The organism is Prevotella intermedia ATCC 25611 = DSM 20706, assembly GCF_001953955.1.
Taxonomy (GTDB): domain Bacteria; phylum Bacteroidota; class Bacteroidia; order Bacteroidales; family Bacteroidaceae; genus Prevotella; species Prevotella intermedia.
Map to the genome: position 1 here is coordinate 284,465 of NZ_CP019301.1, position 12,324 is coordinate 296,788.

General features: G+C 47.9%; 10 protein-coding genes. 6 read left to right on the top strand and 4 right to left on the bottom strand.

The window, feature by feature from the left end; translation table 11 throughout:
- Nucleotides 1–16: 16 nt before the first annotated feature.
- The 3 genes from BWX39_RS09800 to BWX39_RS12635 form a co-directional block, all read right to left on the bottom strand.
- Nucleotides 17–721 (bottom strand): ABC transporter ATP-binding protein, encoded by a 705-nt coding sequence (locus BWX39_RS09800; protein ID WP_028905288.1) that lies wholly within the window; start codon nt 719–721, stop codon nt 17–19.
- A gap of 57 nt (nt 722–778) precedes the next feature.
- Nucleotides 779–2,155, bottom strand: a complete 1,377-nt coding sequence (locus BWX39_RS09805; protein WP_028905287.1) for a DUF5687 family protein — start codon at nt 2,153–2,155, stop codon at nt 779–781.
- Nucleotides 2,156–2,347: 192 nt separating this feature from the next.
- Complete coding sequence (locus tag BWX39_RS12635) at nt 2,348–2,578, bottom strand: hypothetical protein (RefSeq protein ID WP_076123405.1); 231 nt, start codon at nt 2,576–2,578, stop codon at nt 2,348–2,350.
- Between the two features lie 185 nt (nt 2,579–2,763).
- Between BWX39_RS12635 and BWX39_RS12275 the strand changes: the two genes are divergently transcribed.
- The 6 genes from BWX39_RS12275 (at nt 2,764) to BWX39_RS09835 (ending at nt 9,930) form a co-directional block, all read left to right on the top strand.
- Nucleotides 2,764–3,501 carry a nucleotidyltransferase family protein gene (locus BWX39_RS12275; protein WP_028905286.1) on the top strand — a complete coding sequence of 246 codons (738 nt, stop codon included), beginning with the start codon at nt 2,764–2,766 and terminating at the stop codon, nt 3,499–3,501.
- Nucleotides 3,489–4,277 carry a hypothetical protein gene (locus BWX39_RS12280; RefSeq protein ID WP_028905285.1) on the top strand — a complete coding sequence of 263 codons (789 nt, stop codon included), beginning with the start codon at nt 3,489–3,491 and terminating at the stop codon, nt 4,275–4,277. The genes BWX39_RS12275 and BWX39_RS12280 overlap by 13 nt, the downstream gene beginning before the upstream one ends.
- 45 nt (nt 4,278–4,322) lie before the next feature.
- Entirely contained in the window at nt 4,323–5,276 is a 954-nt protein-coding gene (locus BWX39_RS09820) for a CDP-alcohol phosphatidyltransferase family protein (RefSeq protein ID WP_028905284.1), read from the top strand.
- A 6-nt stretch (nt 5,277–5,282) separates the two neighbouring features.
- Nucleotides 5,283–5,984, top strand: a complete 702-nt coding sequence (locus BWX39_RS09825) for an HAD family hydrolase (RefSeq protein WP_028905283.1) — start codon at nt 5,283–5,285, stop codon at nt 5,982–5,984.
- Between the two features lie 75 nt (nt 5,985–6,059).
- Entirely contained in the window at nt 6,060–7,367 is a 1,308-nt protein-coding gene (locus BWX39_RS09830; RefSeq protein ID WP_028905282.1) for an inositol-3-phosphate synthase, read from the top strand.
- Nucleotides 7,368–7,395: 28 nt separating this feature from the next.
- Nucleotides 7,396–9,930 (top strand): DUF5686 family protein, encoded by a 2,535-nt coding sequence (locus BWX39_RS09835; RefSeq protein ID WP_244271534.1) that lies wholly within the window; start codon nt 7,396–7,398, stop codon nt 9,928–9,930.
- A 668-nt stretch (nt 9,931–10,598) separates the two neighbouring features.
- Here BWX39_RS09835 and BWX39_RS09845 read toward each other — a convergent pair.
- Nucleotides 10,599–11,960, bottom strand: a complete 1,362-nt coding sequence (locus BWX39_RS09845; RefSeq protein ID WP_028905279.1) for a dipeptidase — start codon at nt 11,958–11,960, stop codon at nt 10,599–10,601.
- Nucleotides 11,961–12,324 lie beyond the last annotated feature (364 nt).

A 12,324-nucleotide genomic window follows, 5' to 3' on the forward strand; every position in this document is an offset into this window, starting at 1 on the left:
GTTCCTGCCGTTGCGCCTACATTCCTTCGAAATAGCTTTGCAATTCCTTGGCTGCAGCTTCGTCGGCGTTGGTTAAATCCTTCAAGATAACACCCTTTTCCATTAATATAATGCGGTTGCAAATTTCGGAAATGAAGTTTAGATTGTGGCTCGAAATCAGCACGGTGGTGCCGTGTTGCTGGTTTACCTCGTGTATAATGCGTGCTATGTTTATCTGCGACGAAGGGTCGAGATAGTTGAAAGGCTCGTCGAGAATGAGTATTTCGGGGTTCACAATCATTGCTCCGATGATGCCAATCTTCTGTCGGTTGCCTTCAGAGAAGTCGCGAATAAGTTTCCCTGTGCTCATAATCTCGTCGCGCATCAGCGATTCAAAGCTGTTCAAGCGTTCTGCAAGCGTTGTGTCGTCGATGCCGTAGACGCCCGCAACGAAGTCGAAGAACTCTTCAGGCGTATAGTAGTCGATGAGGAAACCTTTATCAATGAACGACCCTGTGTATTTTTTCCACTCGAAACACTCGTTTGCAGGACTGCCATTAGACAGCACTCGCCCCTCGTTGGCACTGATAAGGTCGAGTATCAGACGCATCAGCGTGGTCTTTCCTGCCCCATTATTGCCCACCAATCCTATGAGTTCGCCTTTGTGTAGCGTCAGTTCGGGTATGTCTATCACGGTGTTCTGTCCGTAAATCTTCTTTAAATTCTCTATCTTTATTTCCATATTCGGCTATTGTTTTCTTATGTTTTATTTTTCTTGTATAAATGTTTTGTTCCGCTGTTATTTGCTTCTGTAACGTTCAAAGTGTTTATAGCGGTTTGCTTCGTAGCGGCGTGCTATCCATGCAATAGCGTATCGGTGTGCAGAAAATCCGACTATGCCCAGTGCACTGAGCAAGATACAATAAACGTTTTCAGGTAAAACGTTTATCAGCAGCATTGGTCCCAACATCACCGTGAAGGCGATTGCAAAGCTCGAAGCACTGAAATCGGTACCTTGTGTGTTTATAAAACCCGACGCAAAAATATCCATTGCCTTGGTTCGGAAACAGTAAGTGAGCATAACAAGATTGGCAAAGCCAATCGAAAAGAGCATACTGCTAACCAGTATAAAGAGGTTTGTATCGAACAAGAAGTAAGTGGGGAGCAGCAACAAGAAACTACCTACCGCCAACGGAGCGGCTGTATAGTATTTGCGCAACAGCAGTCGCTCAATGCTTACAGGGCGTGTCCACAAACCATCGAAGTAGTTTCCTTCCAGCGCAAACGTAAGTTGCAGCATCACAATGGGCATTATGATAATGGCAAGGGGTAGAAACAAGTTGGTATTAATTGTATCAGGTTCTTCGTAACCAATAGATGCGTACCAAAAAGTCTGCGCGATAAACAGAATCGGAAATATAACAAGCATACGCAATCGCTTGCCACGAAGGAAAGGACGCATCTCTATAAAGAACGCCGAACGGCGCGACTTGCTTACGTTTTTCTGCTTCCGCTTGTTCTCGTCGTAGCTGCGCAAATAGCCCAAATAGTAGAGTTCGAGATAGAGGGCTATAGCGATGAGCGCAAAGAAATAGGCAATGTGTATGCCCCACGACATTCCAAAGAGGTTCAGTCCGTGTATAAATGCCAATGGCGACCACATAATCCAGCCCACTATTACTGCCGACTTCCACTCCCAACCCTGTGCGGTGCGGAGAGCAACGATAGCCAAACTGTTTGTGTATGATGCGGAAAGCAACAACAATGCCGATGCTAAGGCTGTGCCGAAAGGCATTGCAAAGAAACAGCCGATGGCAGCAGGCAGTGCCCAAGCCATTGTCCAGAAGTCTGCAAGGTGGGTAATGGCGACGAAGCGAATCCACGTTCGTTTGCTCACAGGGCGCGACTTAATGTAGGCGTCCATAATGGCAGAGTCCGATTTGAATATCAATTTCATTATTATATCGGGCAATAGCATCATTGAGGCGATTACGGGGACAATGCTTTCCCACTTCAGTTCCGCCAACATCTTCCATACTTCATCGCCTGCACCTGCAAGCGAAGAAACAAACACTATGGCTATAAGAGCATAAAAGTAGGCAGCGAGGAAAAAGTTTTTCCACTTAAAATTGCGGCGTTTCTTCGTTATCTGCAGCTGAATAAGTAGTTTTAACATTTGCTTATTATAGGATTTATTATTACGTTTTCAGTTACAAAGATAATAAATAAATAGATAGCAGCCCAAAAGTTTTTACGTTTTTATTGTGCTTTTCGTAGAAAATAACACAGTAAGGCAGCGTTTGGAGGTGTGCGGAATGTGGTGGGTAGTGCTCTTGTGGTAGGGGTTTGAGGGGGTTGGGGCTTATAGTTATTCTAGGATTTCTAGATTTTCTAGACCTCCTAGAAATTCTAGGATAACACGTGGAAAACGCTTCGATTTTGTAAAGATAATTCTGAAGAAAAACACTAATTTCGATTTGGCACTGCGAAAGCGGCTGTTTTGCAACGCAAAACCTACGCTTTTACCGTGCAAAACAGCCGCTTTTGGAACGCAAAACAACAGGTTTTGCAAAGCCTTGATAAATAAGCAGTTACACAACAGCTATGCTTGTGAAAAATATTTACACTATTCTTGGCTCTCTTTCAGCCTTGAAAGAAGAATTTAACCTTATTTTTTATATAATGTAAAAAACCTCTTTTTCGGTTCTCGTTTTCAATTAAAAAGGCGTATCTTTGTAATGTAAATGAAATAAAAGCAATTTTCGTCAAGCAGAAAAACAGACAATGAAGTATGCCATTATTGCCGCAGGAAACGGCTCGCGACTTGCAAAAGAAGGCGTAACAGCACCGAAACCATTGGTGAAAGTCAATGGCGAACGGCTTATAGACCGCCTTGTTCGGGTGTTCTGCAACAACAATGCCACCGAAATTGTGGTTATCTGCAACGAAGAAATGACCGATGTGCAGGAGCATCTCGCCCATATTCAGCAACACGGATTGGCTGGAAAGGACGTTCCGTTGCGCTTTGTGGTGAAATCGACACCCAGTTCTATGCACAGTTTTGCGGAGCTAAGCCAATGGCTGACCGACGAACCGTTTGTGCTGACAACGGTAGACACCATCTTCCGAGAAGACGAATTCAAGGCATACATCGACGCTTTTACACAGGCAACAGCCAACGGCGTGCAAGCCTATATGGGCGTAACTGCCTACATAGACGACGAAAAGCCACTCTACGTGGGCACCGACGAGCAGCGCAACATAACGGGTTTCTACGACCAAAACGAGGCTGACTGCACCTATATATCGGGCGGCATCTACGGATTGCACCCACAAACGCTCCGCACGCTCGATGATTGTATGCAGCGAGGCGAAAGCCGAATGCGCAATTTTCAGCGAGCACTGATTGCCGACGGACGCAAAGCGGTGGCGCACCCCTTCACAAAGGTGCTCGACATCGACCACGCTTCCGACATAGAAAAGGCGGAACAGTTCTTAAACGGCACCGTATGCGGACGATAGCCATACAGCGCGACCCACGCTTTTCGCCCAATTCGGTAGAGAAAGACCTTGCCATTCTCACGGCGGTGGCACTGCCAATGGGGGGCAGAATAGTAGCCGAAAGTCAGCTGACGGTGGGCGATGTTGCCGAAGCAGACACGATATTGAATATGGGACGAATGCCCCAGACACTGTCTTTGCTCGAAGAATACGCAGCAGGAAAGTGCATCGTGAACCCCGCAGCAGGCATAAGGAACTGCCAGCGCAGCCGAATAACGACACTGATGCGCAATGCCGACATTCCCATACCGCCCCAAGAGGGCGGAAACGGCTATTGGATAAAGCGTGGCGATGAGACTGCTCAGACACGAAACGACATTCGGTATTGTGCCAACGATGCGGAACTGGAAGCTGCAAAGGCCGATTTTCGCAGTCGGGGCATTACAGACATCGTGGTGCAGGCACACATTGAGGGCGACCTTGTGAAGTTTTACGGGGTCGAGGGTACGGCATTCTTCCGCTACTTCTACCCCACCGACGACGGCACGACGAAGTTCGGCGACGAGCAGCGCAACGGCATTGCCCACCATTACCCCTTCGATTTGGAGGCATTGGCAACGACCGCCAACCGCCTTGCCGCACTTACCGAAACGCCTGTGTACGGGGGCGACGCCATAATAACGGCTGACGGAGCGTTCCGCATCATCGATTTCAACGATTGGCCGAGCTTCTCACGGTGCAGAGATGAGGCTGCAAGGGCGATCATAGCCTACGTTGCAGCACGGCAGAAAATGTAGGGACGGGACGCATCAGTTTCGTTTCCGAACTGTAAGAAAACGAATATGAACATAGAAAACAAATTATTCAGCGAGCTGTTGAAAGCCTCTATGAAGTCTGACGAAACGGAGGAGTGGCTCGATATATACTTCACACGACCTGTTGGCTTGGCTTTTGCCTTGCTGTGGTATCGGTTGGGCGTTACGCCGAACACCATTACCATCTTGTCAATCTTCTTGGGTGTGGCAGCAGGAGCTATGTTCTACTTCCAAGATGTGTGGTATAATATAATAGGTGTAGTGCTCTTGGTGCTGGCAAACCTCTGCGATTCTACCGACGGACAGCTTGCCCGACTCACCAACCAGCGTTCTATGAAGGGGCGATGCTTGGACGGTTTCGCAGGCGACACGTGGTTTGCAGCCATCTATCTTGCCATTGTGCTGCGCATTTGGCACCAGCCTATGCCAGGCACGACAGAGGTTTGGGGTCTTTTCGGACTTGCACTTGCAGCCATTGCAGGGCTTGTTTGCCACGCACAGCAAAGTTCGTTGGCGGACTACTATCGACAGATACACCTCTATTTCCTCAAGGGAAAGGCGGGTTCGGAGCTCGACAGCTATGCAACGGAGCACGCTATCGTGGAGAGTTTGAAGGGTAAGAAGGGCGTGTTTTGGGACTGGGCGTTCCATTCCAACTATCAGAACTACTGCAGAAACCAAGAACGACGCACGCCAGAGTTCCAGAAACTTCGACAAGAACTCAGCGAACGCTACGGAACAGTGGAGAACATACCTGCGGAATGGAAGGAAAGGTTTCTCGAAGGCAGTCGTCCGCTGATGCCGCTGACCAACTTCCTGACGTTCAACTCGCGCGCCATACTTCTTTATATAACGGTGTTGGCAAACTGTCCGTGGGTTTATCTCTTCGTCGAAATTCTGCTCTACACCGTCGTTTATATGTTTATGCACAAACGACACGAAGACCATTGCCGAGCAATGCGGGAACTTTTAAAAGCTTGAAGCACTATGATTAAAGGATATATATTCGACTATGGCGGAACCATAGATACGTGTGGCTGCCATTGGGGAATGAAGATTTGGCACGCCTACGAGCAGCTTGGTTTCCCCGTAACGGAGGAACAATATCGCGAAGCCTACGTTTATGCCGAGCGAACGTTGGGCAAGAATCCGATTATACAGCCCGACTTCACCTTCCGTCGCACATTGGAAGAGAAGATAAGACTGCAATTCGAGCATCTGCAACTGCAAGGACTGGTTGCTGCAACGGGCTTTTCGCTCGCCAACAACCGCGCTAAGGTGGTGGAAGTGCTCTACAACGACGTTGTCAGAACCGTGGCGGAAAGTAAGGAAGTGCTGCTGAAACTCAAGGAAAGCTATCCGCTCGTATTGGTGAGTAACTTCTATGGCAACATCGGTGTAGTGCTGCAAGAGTTCGGTTTAGACGGTATCTTCAAGGAAATCATAGAGAGCGCAGTGGTAAAGGTGCGCAAGCCCGACCCACGCATCTATCAGCTGGGCGTCGAAGCCTTACAGTTGCCTGCCGAAAACATCGTTGTGGTGGGCGATAGTTACGATAAAGACATTGTGCCTGCCCATTCCATCGGCTGCAAAACCGTATGGATAAAAGGCGAAAGCTGGACACCCGACGAGCAGGAACAGGGCGTGGCAGACCGTGTGATAACGAGCTTGAAGGAACTGAATATATGAAAAAGCTAAAAAGCATATATAGAAATAACAATAAATAGTCTAACAATCCGTTCAAAATTTTAAAACTAATAAATAATGAAACAGGGAAAAGTTGCACCCGCAGAAGGTAAATTAGGCATCATGGTAGTAGGCTGTGGAGCCGTAACAACTACATTTATGACCGGTGTGTTAATGGCTCGCAAAGGCTTGGCAAAGCCTGTCGGAGCAATGACACAATACGACAAGATACGTGTTGGCAAAGGAAAAGACAAGAAATATCTTCACTATAAAGACATCGTACCAATTGCCGATATGAACGACGTCGTGTTCGGAACATGGGACGTGTACCCGCAAAACGCTTATCAAGCGGCTGTCTATGCCGAAGTTTTGAAAGCAAAGGACATCGAACCTGTACGCGATGAGCTTGAAGCCATTAAGCCATTGAAGGCTGCTTTCGATAAGAACTATGCGAAACGCATCGACGGCGACAACGTGAAGCAAGGCGTAACACGTTGGGGAATGGTAGAAGAACTGCGCAAGGACATACAGAACTTCAAGCTGGAGAAAGGTGTCAGCCGTGTCGTAGTGCTGTGGGCGGCATCGACAGAGATATATGTGCCTTACGAAGAAGCGTTCCACGGCACGCTCGAAAAGCTCGAAGCAGCTATGAAAGCCGACGACCGCGAACACATTGCGCCGTCTATGTGCTATGCCTACGCTGCACTTGCAGAAGGCTGTCCTTTCATTATGGGTGCGCCAAACACAACGGTAGACATTCCTGCTATGTGGGAATTGGCAGAAAAAACACGTATGCCAATTGCTGGAAAGGACTTCAAAACAGGGCAGACACTTGTGAAATCGGGATTCGCTCCTATCATTAAAACACGTGCATTGGGTTTGAATGGCTGGTTCTCAACCAACATTCTGGGCAACCGCGACGGACTTGTGCTCGACGAACCTGCCAATTTCCGCACGAAAGAAGTGAGCAAACTCTCTACTTTAGAAACGATTTGCAAAGCCGACGAGCAGCCCGACCTCTACGGAAACATCTACCACAAGGTGCGCATAAACTACTATCCGCCTCGCAACGACGACAAGGAGGGTTGGGACAACATCGACATCTTTGGCTGGATGGGCTATCCTATGCAAATTAAAATTAACTTCCTCTGCCGCGATTCTATCCTCGCTGCACCGCTGTTGCTCGACCTTGCCCTCCTGAGCGACCTTGCTGCGCGAGACGGACGCTACGGTATTCAACGATTCCTGAGCTTCTATCTCAAGAGTCCGATGCACGATTATACGCAAGGAGAGGAAGCTGTGAACAACCTCTTTCAGCAATACACCATGCTGAAAAATGCAATCCGCGAAATGGGCGGTTACGAAGCTGATGAAGAAATTGATTAAAAGAACACAACAGAACCGAGCAGCAAGAATGGCTTTCTTGCTACTCGGATTATTTATTGGGATAACAACGGTAGCGGCGCAAGACTTGCACTGCACTGTAATTGATGCGCAGACGCAAGACACAATTGCGTATGCAAATGCCACATATAGAAGTTTAAAGATTCTAACTGCGGGCGACCAGTACGGCAAATTCACCATTGCAAGGCACAACGGACAAATGCTTGAGGTTACGGCAGTGGGCTACAAGCCACGCAAGATAAGGATAACGGAAAAGACACCGAACGAACTTTTAGTTACTTTAATATCAACAACGAAGCAATTGGAAGGCGTTGTGGTAAAGGCGAAACGCCGCCACAGGTATTCAAGAAAGAACAATCCAGCCGTGGAACTTATGCGAAAGGTTATCGCAGCCAAGCATAAGACCAACTTAAACAACCACGATTACTATCAATACGACAAGTACCAGAAGGTAACAATGGCACTCAACAACATCACCCAAGCACAGTTAGAGACGGGAATGTTCAAGAATGCGCCGTGGTTAAGGGAACAAGTGGAAATGTGTCCCTACAATAACAAGATGATATTGCCTATCTCCGTAGACGAAACGGTTACGCAACACATTTACCGAAAGTCGCCAAAAGACGAGAAAGACATCATCAAGGGACAGAGCACGAAGGGTATTTCGCAACTCATACAGACAGGCGAAGCGATGAATACCATCGTGAAAGACCTCTTTAAAGACATTGACCTGTACGACGACCAGATAGAATTGCTGCAGGCACGCTTCCCCTCTCCCATCGGTTCTACTGCCATTTCGTTCTACCACTTCTACATCGACGACACGGTAAAGGTGGGCGACGACGAGTGCATACGCCTCCAGTTCATGCCCGCAAACCAGCAAGACTTCGGCTTCCGTGGCGAATTGTACGTGCTGAACGACCCTTCCCTGCACGTAAGACGTTGCGATATGCAGCTCCCAGCAGGCACTGGCGTGAACTTTGTCGCAGCTATGAAGTTCAAACAGGAATACTCCAAGCTTGCAAACGGCGACTGGGTGCTCACCACAGACGACATGATGGCAGAGTTAGAGCTTGTTACCATGCTCCGACAAGTGCTCGTTATACGCACGACAGGCTTGCAGAACTACGCATTTGAGCCGATAGACCCACACCTTTTCAAAGGAAAGGCAAAGAAGGCATACGACCCGAACGCGAAAATGCGCGACGATGGTTTCTGGGAGCAGCACCGCACCACTGCCCTATCGAAGAGCGAGCACAACATGGGCAACTTCATTAAGCGCATGGGGCGCACCAAAGGCTTCAAAACCGTTATGTTCGTGGTAAAGGCTTTCGCCGAAAACTTCGTGGAAACAGGCTCTGAAAAGACAGCAAGCAAGATTGACATAGGACCTGTAAACACCTTTATTTCGAAGAACTACATAGACGGAATACGCCTGAGAGCGGCTGCACGAACCACTGCCAACCTTAGTCCGCACTGGTTTGCAGAAGGCTATTACGCTTACGGAACGAAGTCGAAAGACCACTATTACGGCGGTAAGCTGACGTATTCGTTCAGAAAACCCGAGTACCAACCTACTGAATTTCCTGTACGCACACTCTCTTTCGAGTCGTATCGCGACTTGGAATCGCCGTCAGACAAGTATCTTGTGCACAACAAAGACAACATCTTTATGACCTTCCGCCCCGTAAAGGTGGAGAAACTCTACCTCTACAACAGGCAAAGATTGGGCTTCCAATGGGAAACCGACTACGGTTTTTCAACACAGATACAGCTGAACACCGAGAGCCACCGCCCATTGGGAAAACTCTATTACGAACGTATGGACGGCTCGTTTGTAGACAAAGTGCGAATGACATCGCTCACCTTGGGCTTCGACTACCGCCCCGGACAAAGCTACATCAACTCGAAACAGCGTCGCTTCGAGGTGAATTTAGACGCCCCGCAGTTCACGTTGAGCCACACTATCGGACTTAAAAACGTATTGGGCGGACAGTTCAGCTACAACCTTACCGAGTTTTCGGCATACAAACGTGTATGGCTCGGCAGCTGGGGCAAGTTCGACATGCGCCTTAAAGCAGGTGCACAGTGGAACAAAGTGCCTTACCACCTGCTCATAATGCCCCCTGTAAACACGTCGTACTTCGAGCATCAAGGTTCGTTCAACTTAATGGAGAACCTCGAATTCCTCAACGACCGCTACGCACAGTTCAACATTGCGTGGAACTTGGAGGGCAAAGTGTTCAACCGTATTCCGCTCGTAAAGAAGCTGAAGTGGCGCGAATACCTCGCTTTCAAGGGTATGTGGGGACACCTTACCGACAAGAATAATCCGCTGTTGCCACAGAATGCTGCCGACACAGAGCTTTACAAGTTCCCCGAAGGCACCAATGTAATGGGCAAGAAACCTTATTTGGAATTCGTAGTGGGTGTGCACAACATCTTAAAGATGTTTGAAGTGGACTATGTGCGCCGCCTCACCTACACCGAACTGCCAGGCATTTCAAAGCACGGCATACGCTTCGGCTTCAACTTGGTATTCTAAAAACGACGACCTAAAAAGAATGTAGGGGCAAATAAAATATTTGTCCCTACATTTTTTTATTACCTATTGGGTGAATACACATTATTATACAGCAAATTCCTTAAACTTTTTCTGTTATGTCTATATTATTTCAATGGCTAAGTGTTTTTGAATTTAATAACGAGCGAAAACGGTTCCAAACTTGCCTCTCTGCAACGCAAAGAAAAGCAAACAATTATCGCTACGGCTAACAAGAACAAAGGTACGAAAATATTTTGTAAAGTAAATGGCTTCCACAAAATTTTGGTTCAACAAAGGCGGAAAACCGCCTTCGTTTTGTAAAGATAATTCGGACGAAAAACGGTAATTTCGATTTGGCGTTGCGAAAGCGTAGGTTTTGCGATGCAAAAGAGCCGCTTTTACCGTGCAAAACCTACGCTTTTGGAACGCAAAACAATAGGTTTTACAATGCGCTGATAATAAGGCTGTTATGCGATAGATATGTTTGCGAAAAATATTTACACACTTTTCGCCTTTCACCCCTATATACAATAAGGTGTGTGGGTGCGGTTTTATGACTCGTTGGGCGGCAATAGCAGAAAACAAAACAGCCACAAAGGCGATGACCTCGTGGCTGTGTGCTGTTTCTGTTGTGCGCCGATGCCGCTATCGAACGGCAGTGGCGAGGTTTAAAGCTTGTCGTATTCCAAGTGGAAGTTGATAACTGCCTCAATGGCTTGCCAATACATATCGAGCTGTATGTTTTCGTTTGGTGAGTGGATAAGGTTCGACTCCAAACCGAAGCCCATAAGCACTGTTTTCACGCCGAGTATTTCCTCGAAGGCTGCAATAATAGGAATGCTGCCGCCACGGCGTGCTGCGATAGGACGCTTACCGAATGCCATTTCGAACCCACGCTCGGCTGCCTTGTAGGCAGGGAGGTCGATTGGGCACACGTAACCTTGTCCGCCGTGCAGCGACTCGATGTTCACCTTCACGGTCTTGGGTGCTACTCGCTTGAAGTAATCCACCACCAACTGTCCTATCTTCTTGTGGTCTTGGTGTGGAACAAGGCGACAAGAGAGTTTTGCGTATGCCTTTGAAGGGATAACGGTCTTGGCTCCTTCGCCCTGATAGCCGCCCCAGATGCCGCAGACATCGAAACTTGGGCGGAAGCCAGTGTGCTCTATGGTGCTGTAACCCTTCTCGCCGAAGAGTTCTTCAACGTCGAGCGACTTCTTGTAAGCTTCTTCGTCGAAAGGTATCTGTGCCACCATTGCACGCTCTTCCTTCGATACTTCTTCCACATCGTCGTAGAAGTTGGGGAACTGTATCTTGCCGTCCTTGTCGGTAACGTCGGTTATCAGCTTGCAAAGCACGTTGATGGGGTTTGCCACCGCACCGCCGAAGTGTCCCGAATGCAGGTCGTGGTTCGGACCTGTAACCTCGATTTGCCAGTAAGCCAGACCACGAAGACCAACCGTGAGCGACGGTATGTCCTTGGCAATCATACTTGTGTCGGAAACGAGAATAACGTCGCACTTGAGCAGTTCCTTGTGCTTTTCGCAGAATGCGCTCAGACTTGGCGAGCCTATTTCTTCTTCTCCTTCGAGTATGAACTTTATATTGTGCTTCAGCAAGTTGTTCTTAACGATATATTCGAAAGCCTTTGCTTGAATGAACGACTGCCCCTTGTCGTCGTCGGCACCACGCGCCCACAGGCGTCCGTCTTTGATAACGGGCTCGAATGGCTCGGTTTTCCAAAGCTCGAATGGCTCGGCAGGCATCACGTCGTAGTGGCCGTAGATGAGCACCGTCTTTGCAGCGGGGTCTACAATCTTCTCGCCGTAAACCACAGGGTTGCCGTCGGTGGGCATTACTTCAGCCTTATCGACGCCCGACATCAGCAGCAACTCCTTCCAACGCTCGGCACAACGTATCATATCTGCGCCGTGCTTTTCGGGCTGCGCGCTCACACTGGGTATGCGAATAAGACTGAACAGCTCTTCAAGTATTCGGTCTTGATTTTCCTTGATATACTCTTTAATCATAATTTTGGGTTTATAAGGTTAAATGTTTCTTGCTGCAAACTTACATATTTTTAATGTGATTAGCGAAAGAAAAATGCTAAATGTTATTTAAAGGTAGGTTCTGTAAATTCCACATTGCGATAGATTCATTATAAAACAGTTCTGCTCTTTGCGTCTTTTTGTTTTTATTCGGCATCTTCCCTGCCCTATTTCAGGCTTTCGCAACCCCTTGTGTTGAAGTGCGGCAAGCTTGCGCTTGATGGTTATCGGCGATACGGCAGTATGTTGAATCGTACTATCTGTTGGAAGAAAGTGCCCACCACTTTGTTGCGTTTGAAGGGCGAAGAGAAAGCTACAAGGCTGTAAATATTTTTCACAATGGTAA